The sequence below is a fragment of the Burkholderia paludis genome, from assembly GCF_000732615.1.
GTDB lineage: Bacteria > Pseudomonadota > Gammaproteobacteria > Burkholderiales > Burkholderiaceae > Burkholderia > Burkholderia paludis.
The window spans coordinates 32585-49855 of the sequence record NZ_JPGL01000033.1; the positions used below are offsets into that span (position 1 = coordinate 32585).

Annotated in this window: 8 protein-coding genes; 1 reads left to right on the forward strand and 7 read right to left on the reverse strand. The window is 73.3% G+C overall.

Annotated features, from left to right (window positions below):
* Positions 1 to 26 precede the first annotated feature (26 nt).
* Positions 27 to 182, forward strand: a complete 156-nt coding sequence (locus tag GQ56_RS45605; protein ID WP_161788569.1) for a hypothetical protein — start codon at positions 27 to 29, stop codon at positions 180 to 182.
* Between the two features lie 99 nt (positions 183 to 281).
* Here GQ56_RS45605 and GQ56_RS0121245 read toward each other — a convergent pair whose 3' ends face one another.
* From GQ56_RS0121245 to GQ56_RS0121275, 7 genes are all read right to left on the reverse strand, one after another.
* Positions 282 to 1226 carry an ABC transporter substrate-binding protein gene (locus GQ56_RS0121245; RefSeq protein ID WP_034199238.1) on the reverse strand — a complete coding sequence of 315 codons (945 nt, stop codon included), beginning with the start codon at positions 1224 to 1226 and terminating at the stop codon, positions 282 to 284.
* Complete coding sequence (fhuF, locus tag GQ56_RS0121250) at positions 1216 to 2187, reverse strand: siderophore-iron reductase FhuF (RefSeq protein WP_081894935.1); 972 nt, start codon at positions 2185 to 2187, stop codon at positions 1216 to 1218. The genes GQ56_RS0121245 and fhuF overlap by 11 nt, the downstream gene beginning before the upstream one ends.
* Positions 2184 to 4226 (reverse strand): iron ABC transporter permease, encoded by a 2043-nt coding sequence (locus GQ56_RS0121255; RefSeq protein WP_043301532.1) that lies wholly within the window; start codon positions 4224 to 4226, stop codon positions 2184 to 2186. Before GQ56_RS0121255 ends, fhuF begins: the two co-directional genes overlap by 4 nt.
* Positions 4223 to 5023, reverse strand: coding sequence for an ABC transporter ATP-binding protein (locus GQ56_RS0121260; RefSeq protein ID WP_052001471.1), 801 nt, complete (start codon positions 5021 to 5023; stop codon positions 4223 to 4225). The genes GQ56_RS0121255 and GQ56_RS0121260 overlap by 4 nt, the downstream gene beginning before the upstream one ends.
* 43 nt (positions 5024 to 5066) lie before the next feature.
* A complete protein-coding gene (locus GQ56_RS0121265) occupies positions 5067 to 7250 on the reverse strand; it encodes a TonB-dependent siderophore receptor (RefSeq protein WP_043301534.1) in 2184 nt (727 codons plus the stop codon).
* Between the two features lie 180 nt (positions 7251 to 7430).
* Positions 7431 to 15374, reverse strand: coding sequence for a non-ribosomal peptide synthetase (locus GQ56_RS0121270; protein ID WP_052007285.1), 7944 nt, complete (start codon positions 15372 to 15374; stop codon positions 7431 to 7433).
* Entirely contained in the window at positions 15358 to 17253 is a 1896-nt protein-coding gene (locus tag GQ56_RS0121275) for an amino acid adenylation domain-containing protein (protein ID WP_031400550.1), read from the reverse strand. The genes GQ56_RS0121270 and GQ56_RS0121275 overlap by 17 nt, the downstream gene beginning before the upstream one ends.
* Between the last annotated feature and the right edge of the window lie 18 nt (positions 17254 to 17271).

Below are 17271 nucleotides of genomic sequence, written 5' to 3' on the forward strand. Positions count from 1 at the left end.
GAAAGCGACATGGGCGTCTTCCTCAGATGACGAATGACGACGGAAATTATTCAGAAAAATCGCGCGCGAACCGGCAGGAGGCCGGCCCGCTTCGCGCGGCGCGGGTTCGCGGGACCGCGCGGGAATGGCGGGGTCTGAAGAAAAAACGCGGTGTCGACGACAGCCGCGCGCCGGTCGCGTGACGCGACGCGGCGCGGTGAATCGATTCGATCAATCGATTCGGTAGACGAGCGACGAACGGCAGACGACGCACGCGCGCGGCGCGTGCGCTGCCTGCCCCGTCAGCCCGCCGGGCGGCGCGCGATGCCGTTCAGCGCCGCGTCGACGCGCTCGACGAACGCGGTCATCGCGACGGGGCCGCCGAACGTCCACGTGCGGCGCGGCATGAACGCGACGCGTCCGGCCTCCACCGACGGCAACGCGCGCCACAGCGGCTCGCGGTACAACGGCGCGTCGGCGCCGTCGAGCACGAGCAGCATCCAGTCCGGATGCGCGACGAGCGCGTCGAATCCGAGCCGCACGCCCATCCGCCGCTCCGACGTGCCCGACCATGCATTACGCAGGCCGACGTGGTCGAGCAGCGCGCCGACCGAGCTGCGGCGATCGAAGCCCCAGAAGCCGGCTCCGCCCGACAGCGGATTGACGAGCGCGGTCGGCTGGCCGTCGAGCCCCGCCGCATGCACATGCGCACGCGCGGCCGCGATCGCCGCATCGAGACGGTCGCGCACGGGGCGGGCAGCCGCGTCCGCGCCGACCCGCGTGACGAGATCGTCGAACACGCGCGTCAGGCGGACATACGCGTCCTCTTCACCGGGGGCCGGTTCGAGATCGTAGATCACCGTCGGCGCAATCGCGGCCAGCCGATCGGCGATCCGCGCGTGACGCTGCGCGTAGCCGACGATCAGGTCGGGACGCAGCGCGGCGATCGCCTCGAGGTCGGGCTGCTGGCGCGTGCCGACCGAGACGACGCCTTGCAGCTTGTTCGCGTCGATGCCGACCCAGCTACGGTAGACGTCGGGGTCGGCCGCGCCGACGAGCGGCACGTCGACGCTCAGCAGCGCTTCGGTGAACACGAATTCGAGCGACACGATCCGCCGCGCCCGCGCGGGCAGATCGGGCGAGCGCACGCCGAGCGGCGTCGCAACGACGCGTCCGCTGCCGGAGCAGCCGACGAGCGGCAGCGCGAGCGCGGCCGCGATCACGCGACGGCGATGTTCATTCACCATGCGCCCTCCCCGCGTCGGCATGGTCATGGTCATGGTCATGGTCATGCCCGTGCCCGTGCCCGTGGTCGTGGTCGTGGTCGTGGTCGTGGTCGTGGTCGTGGTCGTGGTCGTGATGATCCACGTACTCGGCGAGCCGCGCAAAATGCGCGTCGCGCTCGGCAATCGGCAGCTTCTTCAGCAACGGGCAGGTCGTGCAGTACTTGTAGTGGTCGTCGAACGCGTAGCGCAGGCAGCAGTTGCGCCGCACGCGAAACGGCTCGGGCGCGAGCGGATGCACGTCGTGCTGCATCCGGAACGCATCGCGGTACGGATTCGCCGTATGCGCATCGAACAGGTGCGCGCCATCGAGCAGCGCATCGCGCTCGGCCAGCGCCGCCTCGGCGAACGCCGGCACGTGCTCGGCAAGCGACAGGAACACCGAATCGATCCGCGACGCGAAATTCACCCACAGAATCTCGCGGCTCAACCCGCTCGCGCGATGCAGCGCGTCGACGGCGGCCGGAAACGTTTCCCCGAGCAGCGCGCCGTAACGCGCCGCGCGGCTGCCGTGCGTCGGCCGCAGCGTGCGGGAGATGCGCGCGCGCTTCGGATAGCCGTCCGGCGCGAACGCGAGCGCGTCGAGCGACAGGTCGGGAACGGCGTCGGCGACGAGCGCCGGCACCGCGACGAGATACAGCATCGTGCCTGCGAAGTAGATCGACCATTCCGACGCATACGCGCGCATCAGCGCCGCACGGCGCGCGGGAGTCGTCGCGCTCGCCGCGCACGCGGACCGCTCGCCCGCCTCGCGATCGCGTTCGGCCGCGCGGGCGAGTTCGGCCGCCAGCGCGTCGGGGTCGCGCAGGATCGCGCCCGGCACCGTGCGACGGCCGTCGTCCTCGAACGTGCAATAGTCGCGCAGATCCGCGAGCGCGGGGCGCGCGAGCAGCGCGCCGAAATCCGGAGCGGTGGCCGTCATCATCGCGCCCGCCTCAGATAGCTGCGTGCGAGCAGCCACAGGAAATACGGCGCGCCGAGCGCGGCCGTCAGGATGCCGAGCGGCAGGTCGCGCGGCGCGAACGCGACGCGGCCCACGCAATCTGCGACGCCGAGCAGCAGCGCGCCGATCAGCATCGCGGCGCCAATCTGCGCCCGCTGCCCGCGCAGGCCCGCGAGGCGCGCGGCGTGCGGCGCGATGAGCCCGGCGAACGCGACCGGCCCGGTGCCGGCCACGGCCGTCGCCGTCATCAGGCTCGCGACCGCGAGCAGCGCGAGCCGCGCGCGCGGCACGTCGAGGCCGAGCGCCGATGCCGACGCGTCGCCGAGCGACAGCAGCTCGAGCCAGCGGCCCGCGCGCCACGCGAACGGCAGGCTCGCGAGCGCCCACGGCAGCATCGCGGCGAGCGCGCCCCAGCCTTGCGCATAGGTGCTGCCGACGAGCCAGCTCAGCGCCTGCGTGATGTGCACGTGAAACTGCAGCAGCACGACGTTCAGCACCGCCGCGAGCAGCGCCGCGCAGGCGAGCCCGGTCAGCGTCACCCGCATCGGCTCGAGCCCGGTACGCCAGTTCAGCGCGACGACGAACCCGAGCGCGGCCGCACAACCGGCCCACGCGAGCGGGACGTCCCACCACGCGACCGACGCCGTCGCACCCGGGGCGACCAGCATCACGATCAGCATCACGAGGCTCGCGGCGGCCGTGCCGCCGAACATTTCGGGGCCGGCGAGCGGATTGCGCGTCATGCCCTGCAGCAGCATGCCGCTCGCGCCGAGCAACGCACCGCCCAGCATCGCGATCAGCGTGCGCGGCACGCGCAGCCCGACGATCTCGAGCGCCTCCGGCCGGCCCGCGATGAAGTCGCGCACCAGCACGCCGAACGGCACGCCGCTCGCGCCGTGCGAAGCCGTCAGCAGCGCGACGACGACGAGCGCCAGCGCCCCGGCGATGAAGAAGCCGCGCGGCGCGGCGCGCGTGCGGGCCGTGCGCTCGACCGCGCCCATCATCAGGCGCGCCGGCGTCGGCGCCGCGGTGCGGCGCAGGATCATCAGCAGCACCGGCGTGCCGATCAGCGCGGTCGTCACGCCGAGCGGCATCAGTCCGTCGTCGCCGGCCGCGATCACGACCGCGTCGGCGACGAGCAGCAGCACCGCGCCCCACAGGGCCGACAGCGGCACGAGCCGCGACGGCCGGTGCACGCCCGCGCTGCGCAGCAGGTTCGGCGCGATCAGCCCGACGAAGCCGACCGGGCCCGCACGGCCGATCGCGACCGCCGTCAGCCAGGTCGCGAGCAATACGCACAGCGCGCGCAGCGCCTGCGGCCGCAGCCCGAGCAGGCTGGCCTGATCGTCGCCGAGGCGGATCAGGTCGAGCCCGCGCGCGAGCAGCAGCACGAGCGCGAAGGCCGGCAGCGCCAGCACGCACGCGATCGCGACGCCGTCCGCGCCGATCTGCTGCAGCGAGCCCGTGCTCCACAGCACGACGCTCACCGCCGAATCGTCGCTGAGCGTCAGCACGAGGGTCAGCAATGCATTGAGCGCGAGCGCGACGGCCGCGCCGGCCAGCGTCATCCGCAGCGGCGACGCGCGCCAGCCGCCCGCGACGCCGAACGTCAGCGCGGCGGCCGCGAGCCCGCCCGCGAATATCGCGGGCGACACCGGCAGCGCGGGCCAGATGAAGGTCGCGACGAGGCCGAGTTGCGCCCCCGTCGTCACGCCGAGCAGGTCGCTCGATGCGAGCGGATTGTGCGTGACGGCCTGCAGCATCGCGCCCGCGATGCCGAACGCGGCGCCGGCGAGCGCGCCGGCGAGCACGCGCGGCAACTGCGCGTCGACGAACAGCCGCCACGCCGCGCCGTGCGGATCGGCGAGCGCCGCGAGTCGTTCGACCGGCGCGCCGTATGCGAACAGCGCATTCCACGCGAGCATCGCGACGAGCGCGACGACGCTGGCCGCGACCAGGGCGGCAAAGCCCGCGCCGTCGCGCACGCGCGCGGCGGCGGAAATCGGTGCCGCGCCGCTCATGTACCGAGCCTCGGCAGGCAGACCGGTTCGCCGTCGACCGTGAAGCGCCGCATCGGCGTCTCGAACACGGGTTCGAGCACGTCCGGCTGCATGATCGCGTCGGGCTCGCCGCGCGCACGGATCGCGCCGTCGCGCATCAGCATGATCTCGTCGCTGAATGCGGCGGCCTGGTTCAGGTCGTGCAGCACCCATACGACGGTCAGCCCCATCTCGCGCGCGAGATCGCGGATCAGCTTCAGCACGTCGACCTGGTGGTGAATGTCGAGGAAGGTGGTGGGCTCGTCGAGCAGCAGCACGCGGCCGCCCTGCGCGAGCGCCATCGCGATGAACGCGCGCTGCCGCTCGCCGCCGGACAGTTCGGCGAGATCGCGCTTGCGCAGCGCGTGAAGATGGGTGCGCTCGATCGCGCGCTCGACGGCGTCGCGATCGTCGGCGCCCGGCCGGGCGGCGATCCCGGTGTAGCAATAACGCCCGGTCGCGACGAGTTCCTCGACGAGCATGCCTTCCGGCACGAGCGGATTCTGCGCGAGCATCGCGAGCCGCTGCGCGCGCTCGCGCGGCGCGAACTCGCCGAGCGGCCGGCCGTCCAGCCACACGCGCCCGGCGGATGGCTTGATCAGGCCGCCGAGCGAGCGCAGCAGCGTGCTCTTGCCGCAGCCGTTCGGCCCGCAGAGCGCGGTAATGCGGCCGGCTTCGAAGCCGACCGACAGATTGTCGAGCACGACCCGCGCGCCGAGCCTCACGTGGAGACCTTCGGCGCGCAGGACGGGCGCGACCTGGACATCGTTCATGCGCATGACGGCTCCCTGGCGACGGCTTGCGAGCACAAAATCATGCTGTTTACCACGAATAGCGCGCAGTCAGCAGCACGTTGCGACGCTGACCGTACTGGCAGCGCGTGGTATTGCCGCAGCGGGCGACATAGGTGCGGTCGAACAGGTTGTTCGCCGACAGCACGAAGCGCCAGTGCGGAATGTCGTAGTGAACCGCCGCATCGGCAACCGTGAACGAACCGACGCTCAGCGAGTTGTCGCTCGTCGCATAGCTCGAACCCATGTACTGCACGCCGGCGCCGAAGCCCATGCCGCGCAGCGGGCCGCCCGACAGCGTGTAGTCGAGCCACAGCGACGCGACGTTGCGCGGCGTCGCGGTCGGCGTCTTGCCGACCGTCGGGTCCGCCGAGCTGCCTTGCGTGATCTTCACGTCCTGCAGCGTGTACGCGGCAAGCAGCTTCAGGTTGTCGGTCAGCTCCGCGGTCGCCTCGAGCTCGAGGCCGCGGCTGCGGATCTGGCCGGTCTGGACGTTGCCGGTGGAAGCCGGATCGGGCGAGGCCGTCAGCGCGTTGTTCTGGCGCAGGTCGAACAGCGCGGCGGTCAGCGTCGCGTTCATGAAGGTCGGCTGGTACTTGACGCCGACCTCGACCTGCTTCGAGCGCAGCGGCGTGTACGGGTTGCCGTACGCGTCGTTGCCGATCACCGGCTGGAACGACGTCGAATAGCTGACGTACGGCGCGAAGCCCGAATCGAACAGGTACATCAACCCGGCGCGGCCGCTGAACGCGCTGTTGCGCTGCGACGTGCTCGTGCCGCCGAGATTGTCGTCGGTGCGCGACGACACCCAGTCCTCACGCCCGCTCAGCACCAGCACCCAGCGCTTGTACTTCATCTGGTCCTGCACGTACAGGCCGAACTGGCGCTGCACCTGGCGCATCTGCGTGTCGTTGAACGACGGCGCGATGACCGGATCGTTGAGGGTGGTCGGGTTGTACAGGTTCAGCGCGTAGCCGCGGTACGTGTACCCCTCGTTGTCCATGAAGTTCTGGTTCGTGTAGTTGAACCCGAACAGCAGCGAGTGTTCGACCGGGCCCGTCCGGACCTTGCCGAGCAACTGGTTGTCGATGTCGACGACGTTGAAGCTCGACTGCAGGTTCATCGCCGCGCGCTGGATCGTCTGCTGGTCCGCGCTCAGCGAATAGCCGAACAGCGCCTGGTTGTTGAGGTCCAGGTGCGAGTAGCGGAAGTTCTGCTTGAACGTCCAGTCGGTGCCGAGATGATGCTCGAAGAGGTACGCGAACGAGTACTGCGTCTTGTCGTAGTTCTCGTAGTTCGGGTTGCTGGTCGCGAGGCTCGTCGGGATCCGCTGGCCGAACTTCGTCGGCGCGACCGTGCCGTAGTACGGCAGGAAATTGTTCGAGTCCATCGTGTCGTCGCGCAGATAGCTCGCCATCAGCGTGAGCGACGTGTCGGCGTTCGGCCGGATCGTCACCGACGGCGCCACCAGCGTGCGCGTGCCGTGCACCGAATCGACCTGGTTTTGCGAATAGGTTTCCTGCGCGATGAAGCGGTACAGCACGCGGCCGTCCGCATCGACCGGGCCCGACGTGTCGACGCCGACCCCGTAGTGGTTGTAGCTGCCCGCCAGCAGGTCGACCTGGCCGCGCTGGTAGTCGGTCGGCATCTTCGACACCATGCTGACGACGCCGCCCGGCTCGCCGAGCCCGTACATCACCGACGCCGGCCCCTTCAGCACCTCGATGCGCTCGAGCTGGTACGGGTCGACGCGCCACTGGTCGAGGGCGCGCCCCGCCACCGCGGGCATCCGCGTGCCGTCGAGATAGAAGAAGTCGGAACTGAAGCCGCGAATGTTGAACGCGTCGTTACGCGTGTCGTTGCTGTAGTAGGTCGTCACGCCGGCCGTGTAGTGCAGCGCGTCGTTCAGGTTCGTCACGTTGCGTGCGTCGAGCTGGTCGCGCCCGATCACCGACACCGACTGCGGCGTTTCGTGCAGCGGCGTATCCGTCTTCGTTGCCGACGCGCCCTGGTACGCAACGAAGCCCTGCACCGGCCCGGTCGCGGTTTCCTTGCGATCCTTCACCGCGATCGTCGGCAGCACGCCGTTCGCCGCCGCACCCGACGCCGGCGCTGCCGGCGCGGCGGGTGCCGCATCGGCGCCCGCATCCGCCGCCCACGCCGGCACCATGTTCACCGCCATACCCACCAGCACGGCAATCGTCTTCTTCTGCATCCCTGCTCGCATCGCTTCCCCGTTTATCCATTGCGCGCCGAAACCGCCCTGGCGCCCCCCTGCCCCGACCGGTAACAGACCGGCATCCCAAAAATAACCCCGGAATTGTAAATAATAATCACTCTTATTCGCAACACTAATTCTATTTGCCGGGCCGACTGAGCGGCCCGGCCGCCCCGCTCAGTCGGCGCCGAGCGCATCGAGCAGCGCGTCGAGCTGCCCGAGCCCGGCCAGCGCGACGCCCGCGTCGCCGCGCGCGGCCTCGACGCGCGCGCTGAACGCGCGCAGCGTGGACGCCTCGAACACGGCGCGCAGCGGCACGTCGACCGCGAAACGCCGCGACACCTGCGCGACGAGCCGCGTGGCCAGCAGCGAATGGCCGCCGAGCGCGAAGAAATCGTCGTCCGGCGCGATCGCGTCGACGCCGAGCAGCGGCTCCCAGACCGCCGCCATCTCGTCCTCGAACGCGCTGCGCGGCGCCTGCCCGGCCGGCCCTCGCACGGCGGGCGGCTCGGGCAGCGCGCGCCGGTCGAGCTTGCCGTTCGGCGTGAGCGGCAGCGCGTCGAGCACCGCGATGTGCGCAGGCTGCATGTACGCCGGCAACTGCTGCGCGAGCGCGTCGCGCAGCCGCGCGACATCGGGCGCGACGTCCGGCGCCGCGCACACGTACGCGAGCAGGCGCGGGCCGCCGGGGCCGTCGCGCGCGATCACGACCGCCTGGCGCACGCCCTCGGCCGCGGCGAGCACCGCCTCGATCTCGCCGAGTTCGATCCGGAAGCCGCGCACCTTGACCTGATGGTCGATCCGGCTCAGGTATTCGACGCCGCCGTCCGGGCGCCAGCGCGCGAGGTCGCCCGTGCGGTACATCCGCGTGCCGTCGGCCGCGAACGGATCGGGCACGAAACGCTCGGCCGTGAGCGACGGCCGCCCGTGATAGCCGCGTGCGAGGCCCGCGCCGCCGAGATACACCTCGCCCGCGACGCCGAGCGGCGCCGGCTGCAGCGCGGCATCGAGCACGTACAGCGTCGTGTTCGCGATCGGGCCGCCGATCGACTGGTTGACGGGCTCGACCGTGTCGATCCGCGCGGCGCTCGTCCACACGGTCGCCTCGGTCGGGCCGTACAGGTTCCACAGCTGCGTGCCGGGCGCCGCGAGCGCGCGGGCGAGATCGGCCGGCAGCGCCTCGCCGCCGCAGAACATCCGCAGCCCGGGCGCCGGCCGCCAGCCGGCCTCGACGAGCATGCGCCAGGTCGCGGGCGTCGCCTGCATGACCTGTGCGCCGGCGAGCGCGCGCACGAGGAAGGCCGGATCGCGCGCCTCGTCGTGACGCGCGATGTGCACGCGTGCGCCGACGACGAGCGGCAGGATCAGTTCGAGCACCGCGATGTCGAACGACAGCGACGTGACCGCGACAAGCGTGTCGGTCGCCTCCAGGCCGGGCGCCGCCTGCATCGCGCAGATGAAGTTCGCGAGCGCGTCGTGCGTGACGACGACGCCTTTCGGACGCCCCGTCGAACCCGACGTGTAGATTGCATAGGCGGCCTGCCCCGGCGCGATGCGGGCCGCGGCGAACGGCGCGGCGTCGCCGCCGTCGTCCCGGCCATCCTGCTCCGGCGCGACGATCGGCACGCCCGGCCCGGCCGGCAGGCGCGCGCGGCCCGCGTCGTCCGCGATCGCGGCGCGCACGCCCGCATCCTCGAGCACGTAGGCGATGCGATCGAGCGGATATTCGGGGTCGAGCGGCACATAGGCCGCGCCGACCTTCCACACCGCGAGCATCGCGACCGGCATGTCGACGCCGCGCTGCATCGCGATCGCGACGCGATCCTCGACGCCGACGCCGAGCGCGCGCAGCCGCCGGGCGAGCCGGTCGCTGCGCTGCTCGAGCGTCGCGTAATCGAGCTGCGTATCGCCGCAGACGAGCGCGACCGCGCCGGGCACGCGCCGTGCCGTCGCCGCGATGCGCTCCGGCACCGGCCGCGCGGTATCCGGCAGGCGCGGGCCGCGGCTGAACGCGGCGATCTGCGTGCGCTGCGGCGCGTCGAGCAGCGCGATGTCGCCGAGCGTCGCGGTCGACGGTGCGGCCAGCGCCCGCAGCGCTTCGCGCAGATGCGCGCCGAGCCGGTCGATCGCGTCCGGCGCGAAACGCGTCGCGTCGTAGTTGAAGCGCACGCGCAGCGCGGACTCCACCGTCGCGACGACGCTCAGCGGATAGCCGGTCGTCTCGGCGGTCGCGAGGTCCGTGTAGCGCAGCGCGCGCGGGTCGTCGCCGTGCGCGAGCAGCGACGCGTCGAGCGGATAGTTCTCGAACACGACGAGCGTGTCGAACGCCGCGCCGGCGCCCGCCCGCAGCCGCTGGATCGCCGCGAGCGGCACGTGCTCGTGCTCGCGCAGCGCGAGGTTTTCGTCCTGCAGCGCGTGCAGCCATGCGTCGCGCGCCTGCCCGGGCGACACGTCGCGCACGATCGGCAGCGTGTTGATGAACAGGCCGACCATCTCCTGCGCCCCCGCGACCGCATCGGGGCGGCCCGCGACGGTCGCACCGAATGCAACGGTCGACTGGCCCGTGTAGCGCGCGAGCAGCACGAGCCACGCGCCCTGCAGCAGCGTGTTCAGCGTCAGCCGCCGGGTGCGGGCGAATGCGGCCAGCGCGGCCGTTTCGTCGCTGCTCCACGCGACGTCCGCCTGCGCGTGCCGCACGGCGGGCGCCACGGCGGGCGCGGCCAGCGCGCCCGCGAGCAGCGTCGGCTCATCGGGCGCACCGATGCGCGGCGCCCAGAACGCGGCGCTCGCGGCGCCGAGCGACGCACCGTCGCCGCTGCGTTCCGGGTCCGCGGCCAGCCAGCCGAGATAGTCGCGATAGCGCGGCGGCGCGCCCGCCCAGTCGGGTGTGTCGGGCGCCCGATAGCGGCCGACGACTTCGGCCAGCACGCGTGCGCTGCTCCAGCCGTCGAGCAGCAGGTGATGGCGCGTCCACAGGAAGCGGTAGCGCTCGCCCGGCAACTGCACGAGCGCCGCGCGCATCAGCGGCGCCTGTTCGAGGTCGAACGGCGTCTCGCGCTGGCTCGCCGCGTATTCGTCGAGCGCGCGCGCCGGATCGGCGGCGGCGCGCAGGTCGACGCGTGCGAGCGGCATCCGCGCCGTGCGGTCGACCCACTGCATCGGCGCGGCGCCGTCGTCCGCCAGTTTCGCGAGCGCGGTGCGCAGCACCGGATGGCGCGCCACCGTCGCATCCCACGCGGCCTCGAAGCGCGCGAGGTCGGGCGCGTCGAGCGTCAGCTCGAACTGGTTCAGGTAGCGGGCGTCGTCGGGCGCGTATTGCACTTCGAACAGGATGCCGCGCTGCATCGGCGACAGCGGATAGATATCCTCGACGCGCGCGGGCGGCAGGCCCAGTGCCGCGAGGCCCGCGGCATCGAGCGCCGCGACCGGGAAATCGGCCGGCGCGAGTGTCGCGAAATCGTCGCGTCCGGCCCGCTCGACCAGCGCGGCGAGCGCGTTGGCGAACGCGTCCGCGAGCGCGTCGACCCGTTGCGCGTCGCAGCGCGCCGTGTCGAAGGTCAGGTCGACCCGCAGCCGGTCGCGCTGCACGCGCGCATCGAGCGCGAGCGCGGCCGACGGCGCGGCGCCCGGATCGCGTTCCGCGCCGTGCGGCGCATCGGCCAGCGCGAACAGCCCGTCGTCGTCGCCGTCGAGCCCCGCGTCGACGCGGCCGAGATAGTTGAAGCGCAGGTTCGGCAGCGGCAGCGCGCGCAGCCGTGCGCGCGTCGCGTCGTCGCCGAGTTCGCGCAGCAGGCCGAAGCTCACGCCGTCGTCCGGCGTCGCGCGCAGTTGCTGGCGATTGTGCGTGAGCGCCGCGGCCGGGTCGGCCGACGCGCGCAACGCGACAGGATAGAGGCTCGTGAACCAGCCGACGCTGCGCGCGCAATCCGGCGCGCCGGGCAGCTCGTCGCGGCCGTGGCCCTCGACCTCGACCCACACGTCGGCGTCCGCGACGCCGGCCGTGTGCGCGAGCGCCTGTGCGAACGCGGTCAGCAGCAGATCGTCGACGTGCAGCCGGCGCGCGCTGCCCGGCAGCGCGAGCAATGCGCGCGTCAACGACGCGTCGAGCGCGCGATGCGCGCGGCCCGTGCGGGCGGCGCCCGGCCCGGCCGTGCCCGCGAGGCTGTCGAGCGGCCACGCGCGGGCGCCGTCGCCGGCCCGCAGCCATGCGTCAGCCGACGCGGCCAGCGCGCCGGAGGCGAGCCGTGCGCGCCAGTCGGCCGCCCACGCATGCGCGGCGACGCCGGCATCCGGCAACGCGGCCGTGTCGCCCGCGACGATGCGCCGGTACGCATGCTCGAGTTCGTCGAACAGCACGCGCCACGACACCCCGTCGATCGCCAGATGGTGAATCGCGACGAACAGGTACGCGCCGCCGTCGTCGAGCGTCGCGTGCAGCGCGCGCAGCGTCGTGCCGGCCGCGAGATCGAGGCTGCGCTGCGCGGCATCGCACTGCGCGTCGAGGTCGGCGAGATCGCGCGCGCGGACCTGCGCGACGCAGGACGCGCGGCTCGCGGCCTGCGCGGCGTCGAACGCTTCGCGCATGCGCCAGGCGCCGGCCGCATCGCGCTGCGCGCTCAGGCGCAGCGCCGCGTGACGCGCGACGAGCACCCGGAATGCGGCGTCCAGCGCGGCCGGATCGAGCGACGCGGTCGTGCGCACCAGCACCGACTGGTTCCAGTGCGCGGGATTCGGCAGATCCAGCGCGAAGAAGCGCGCCTGCGCCGGCGTCGGCGTCCAGTCGCCGCCCGCGTTCGCCGCCGGAGCGGCGGCGCGCGGCGCGCCGGCGGCGGGCGCCGCCGCTAGCGGCGTCGCGACCTGCGCGAGCGCCGCGATCGTCTGATGCTCGAACACCTGGCGCGGCGTCAGCTTGATCCCCGCGCGACGCGCGCGGCCGATGATCTGCAGGCTCAGGATCGAGTCGCCGCCGAGATCGAAGAAATTCGCGTGGCGGCCGACCGACGGCACGCGCAGCACCTGCTGCCAGAGCTGCGCGAGCGTCGTTTCCAGTTCGCCCTGGGGCGGTGCGTCGTCCGCGGCCGGTGCGGCGGCCGGCTGCGGCTGCGGCAGCGCGCGCCGGTCGAGCTTGCCGTTCGGCGTGAGCGGCATGCGCTCGATCGCGAGCACGTGCGCGGGCACCATGTAGTCGGGCAGATGCGCGGCGAGATGCGCGCGCCACGCGGCCGGATCGGCGGACACGCCGGCCCGCGGCACGACGTACGCGAGCAGTTGCTGCGCGCCGTCGTCGCGCGCGGCGCCGATCACCTCGGCCTGCGCGACGTCCGGATGGTTGCGCAGCACGTGTGCGACCTCGCGCGGCTCGACCCGGTAGCCGCGAATCTTCAGTTGATCGTCCGCGCGGCCGACGAACAGGATCGACCCGTCGTCGGTCCAGCGCACCCGGTCGCCGCTGCGGTACAGGCGCTCGCCGGTTCCGCGCGGGTCGGGCACGAAGCGCTCGGCGGTCAGCGCCGGGCGGCCGAGATAGCCGCGCGCGACGCCCGGGCCGCCGAGATACAGCTCGCCGTCGACGCCGGCCGGCACCGGTTCGAGCCGCGCGTCGAGGATCTGCGCGTACGCGTTCGGCAGCGGCCGACCGACCGGCACCTCGGCCCCGCCCGCGCGCGGCTCGACCTGCGCGGCGAGCACGCCGACCGTCGTCTCGGTCGGCCCGTAGTGATTGAAGATCCGGCACGCGGGCCGAAGCGCGCGAACCTGCTCGGCGAGCGCCATCGGCAGCGGTTCGCCGCCGAGCACGAGCGCGCGGGCGGGCAACGCGCGCTCGGGGCGGTCGCCCTGCAGCAGCGCGGCCAGGTGGCTCGGCACGATCTTCAGCACGTCGATCGCATGGCGCGCGACGTAGTCCGCGAACCGGCCCGGATCGAACGCGCATTCGGCGTCGGGCAGGTACAGCGCGGAGCCGCTGGCAAGCGCGCCGAACAGCACCGTGTGCCCGAGATCGGCCGCGACCGTCGACACCATCGCCATGCGCAGGTCGTCGCCCCAGCCGAACCGCTCGACGACGCCGAGCGCGTAGTCCGCGAGCGCGCCGTGGCTGACGACGACGCCCTTCGGCTTGCCGGTCGAGCCCGACGTGTAGATCAGGTAGGCGGCCTGGCGCGGCTCGATCGGCGGCGCGACGAAGGCCGGCGCGCCGGCCACTGCCTCCGCGTCGGCCTGCGCGAGCGGCGCGGCCGGATCGTCGGTCAGCAGCACCGGCGTGCAGCCGGCCGCGCGCAGCGCATCGGCGCCCGCGCCGAAGCCCAGCACGGCGACGGCGCCGCTGTCCGCCACCATCTCGGCAAGCCGTGCGGCCGGCAGCGTCGGGTCGAGCGGCACGTACGCGGCGCCCGTCTTCAGGATGCCGATCAGGCCCATCGCGAACGCGGCCGAGCGCGGCGCGCACAATGCCACCCGCGTTTCGGCGCGCGCGCCGCGAGCGGCGAGCACGGCCGCGATCCGGTCGGTCGCGCGGTCGAGCGCCGCACGACTGACTTCGCCGGCGCCTTCCGCATGCAGCGCGAGCGCATCGGGACGCGCGGCGACATGCGCGCGCCATGCGGCCAGCACGTCGCCGTGCGGCCAAGTGCGCGCGGCGCCGTGCGCGCCGTCGCGCGCGCCGGGCAGCGCGAGCTGCCCGACCGGCGTGTCCGGCGCGTCCGCGACCTGCGCGGCGATGCCCGCGAATGCGTCGGCGAAGCGTGCGACGGTCGCCGGGTCGAACAGCGCGCGCGCATAGCTGACGACGCCTTCGACGCCGTCCGGCAGATCGGTCACGTCGAGGCCGAGATCGAAGCGCGTCGCGTCGTCGTCGAGCGCGAGCGGCGTCACGGTCAGGCCGTCGGCCAGCGCATGCGCGACGAGCGGCAGCTGTTGCGTGAACTTCACCTGGAACAGCGGGTTCGCGGCGAGGCTGCGGTCCGGCTGCAACGCCTCGACGATCTGCTCGAACGGCACGTCCTGATGCGCATGCGCGTCGCGCATCGCCTGCCCGGCTTCCGCGAGCAGCGCGTCGAACGGCGTATCGGGCGCGGGCGTCGCGCGGATCACGAGCGTATTGACGAAAAAGCCGACGAGCGGCGCGAGTTCGGCGCGCGCGCGGTTCGCGCTCGGCACGCCGATCCGGATGTCGGTCTCGCCGCTCAGCCGCGCGAGCGTCGCATGCAGCACCGCGAGCAGCACGTTGAAGAGCGTCGTGTCGCGCGCCTGCGCAAGCGCGCGCAGGCGGGCGGACAACGCGGCCGGCAGCGTGAAGCGCAGCCGCGCGCCCTCGAAGCTCTGCACCGCGCCGCGCGGCCGGTCGGTCGCGAGCGGCAGTCGTGCGGCCTGCGCGCCGAGCCGCTCGCGCCAGTACGCGAGCTGCCGTTCGAACACGCCGGTGGACGCGAGGTCGCGCTGCCACAGCGCATAGTCGGCATAGCCGAGCGGCAGCGGCGGCAGCGCCGCCGGGTCGTCGCCGCGCGCGAACGCGGCGTACAGCGCGCCCAGCTCGCGCAGCAGGATGTCGCCCGACCAGCCGTCGGACACGATGTGATGCATCGTCAGCGCGAGCCAGTGGCAATCGTCGGCCAGCACGATCGCGCGGGCGCGCAGCAGCGGCGCGCGGCCGAGATCGAACGGCCGGTTCGCGTCGTCGCGGGCGAGCGCGCGGGCCCGCGCCTCGCGCGTGTCGGCCGGCGTGTCGCGCAGGTCGGTCACGTCGAGCGGCACGCCCGCATGCGCGTCGACCGTCTGCCAGGGCACGCCCGCGTCGTCTTCCGCGAAGCGGGTGCGCAGCGTGTCGTGACGCGCGACCAGCGCATCGAGGCTGCGCTGCAGCGTCGCCCGGTCGAGCGCGCCGTCGAAGCGCAGCAATCCCGGGATGTGCAACGCGGCCTCGGCGCCGCCGACGCGCGACAGGAACCACATCCGCTGCTGCTGGAACGACAGCGGCGCAGCCGCATGGCGCGTCGCGGCCGGCACGATCGGCAGCATCGAGAACGCGATACCCTTCTGCGCGAGCGCGTCGAGCAGGCGTGCGCGCGCGTCGGGCGCGAGGGCGGCGATTCGGCGCGCGAGCGCGTGTTTATCGGGGGACTGCATGGGTGGCGCTCTCCTCTGCATTCAACAACGCGTCGATCTCGGCGAGCGCATCGGCTTCGGCGTCCTGCGCCGCGCCGCGCTCGCGCGCGATGCGCGCGGCAAGGTCCGCGAGCCGCGGCGTGTCGAACAACGCGGCCAGCTCGAATTCGGGGTGCAGGCTTTCGCGGATGCGCGCCTGCAGGCTGGCGGCGCTCAGCGAGTCGCCGCCCAGTTCGAAGAAGTGGTCGTCCGCGCCGACCTGCTCGACGCCGAACAGCGCCTGCCAGAGCGCGGCGAGCGCCCGCTCGACGTCGGTCGACGGCGCGCGGTAGGCGGCGCGCGGCGCGACGGGCGCGGGCAGCGCGAGCCGGTCGAGCTTGCCGTTCGGCAGGCGCGGCAGCGCGGCCAGCGCGACGAGGCTCGACGGCACCATGTGCGGCGGCAGGCTCGCGCGCAATCGTTCGCGCGCCGCGTCGACATCGGGCAGCGCGGCGCGGCCCGACGCGAGATAGCCGACGAGCTGGCGGCCGGCCGGCGTGTCGCGCACCACCACGGCCGCTTCGCGCACGCCGTCGCAGCCGAGCAGGCAGCGCTCGATCTCGCCCGGCTCGATGCGCAGCCCGCGCAGCTTGATCTGGTCGTCGGTGCGGCCGAGATACGCGTAACCGCCGGCCGGCAGTGCTTCGACGAGGTCGCCGCTGCGATAGCGGCGCGCGCCCGGCGCGCCGTCGGGATCCGGCTCGAAGCGCTCGGCCGTGAGCGCCGGGCGCCGGTGATAGCCGCGCGCGACGCCGTAGCCGCCGATCAGCAGTTCGCCGCGCGGCCGATCGGACGGCGTGTCGTCGCCGGCCGCCGGATCGAGCGCGACGTGGCGCGCGCCGACCGGCGTACCGATCGGCAGATACGCGCTGTCCCCGAGGCCCGACGGATCGTGGCTGGTCCACAGCAGCGGCGTGATCACCGTCTCGGTCGGCCCGTAGCCGTTGACGAGCCTCGGCGGCGCGAGCGCGGCGTCGATCACCGCATGCGTTTCGCGCGACATCGCCTCGCCGCCCGTCGTATACGAGCGCACGCTCGGCAGCCGGATGTCGTGCTCCGCGCACCATTCGGCGACCTGGCGCAGGTACGATGGCGGGAACGCCACCGCCGTGATGGCTTCGCGGCGGATCGCGTCGACCGTCTGCGCGGCGTCCCACAGGGCGTCGCCGCTCACGACGATCGCCGCGCCCGCGACCAGCGGCGCGAGCCAGCCCTCGTGCGCGCCGTCGAAGTTCACCGACGCGAAATGCAGCACGACGTCGCGCTCGACGATGCCGTAGCGCTCGACGATCGCGCGGCAGTGCATCGACAGCGGCCCGTGCTCGACCGCGACGCCCTTCGGCGCGCCGGTCGAGCCCGACGTGTAGATCAGGTAGGCGAGCTGCCGTTCGTGGACGGCGGCCGGCAGCCGCGCGGCGGCCGCCGGCGCGCCGTCGTCCGTCGCGTCGAGGCGCACGACGCGCGCGGCGTCGAAGCCCGGCGACACGTCGACGCCGGGCCCGACGAGCCACAGCGCGATCCCCGCGTCGGCGGCGATATAGTCGAGGCGCTCGCGCGGATACGCGGCGTCGAGCGGCACGAACGCGGCGCCGGCCTTCAGCACGGCCAGCAACGCGACGAACAGGCCGGCCGAACGCCGGACCGTCACGCCGACCGGCGTTTCCGGCCCCGCGCCGCGCGCGACGAGGCGCGCCGCGAGCGCATCGGAGGCCGCATCGAGCTCGGCGTAGGTGAGCCGCTGCGCGCCGTCGATGACGGCCGGCGCGTCGGGCCGCTCGCGTACGCGTTCGCGGATCAGGTCGTGGACCGGCGGCGCCGGAACGGGGGTCGGATGAGCGGAAAGTGCGGTCTGGGTGGCCATGTCGATCCGGCGCGAGCC

What these genes read in the sequence shown, in the direction of transcription:
- GQ56_RS0121275 (WP_031400550.1), bottom strand. Translation starts at nt 17,253, where the DNA reads ATGGCCACCCAGACCGCACTTTCCGCTCATCCGACCCCCGTTCCGGCG.
- GQ56_RS45605 (WP_161788569.1), top strand. Translation starts at nt 27, where the DNA reads ATGACGAATGACGACGGAAATTATTCAGAAAAATCGCGCGCGAACCGG.
- GQ56_RS0121265 (WP_043301534.1), bottom strand. Translation starts at nt 7,250, where the DNA reads ATGCAGAAGAAGACGATTGCCGTGCTGGTGGGTATGGCGGTGAACATG.
- GQ56_RS0121260 (WP_052001471.1), bottom strand. Translation starts at nt 5,023, where the DNA reads ATGCGCATGAACGATGTCCAGGTCGCGCCCGTCCTGCGCGCCGAAGGT.
- GQ56_RS0121245 (WP_034199238.1), bottom strand. Translation starts at nt 1,226, where the DNA reads ATGGTGAATGAACATCGCCGTCGCGTGATCGCGGCCGCGCTCGCGCTG.
- GQ56_RS0121270 (WP_052007285.1), bottom strand. Translation starts at nt 15,374, where the DNA reads ATGCAGTCCCCCGATAAACACGCGCTCGCGCGCCGAATCGCCGCCCTC.
- GQ56_RS0121255 (WP_043301532.1), bottom strand. Translation starts at nt 4,226, where the DNA reads ATGAGCGGCGCGGCACCGATTTCCGCCGCCGCGCGCGTGCGCGACGGC.
- fhuF (WP_081894935.1), bottom strand. Translation starts at nt 2,187, where the DNA reads ATGATGACGGCCACCGCTCCGGATTTCGGCGCGCTGCTCGCGCGCCCC.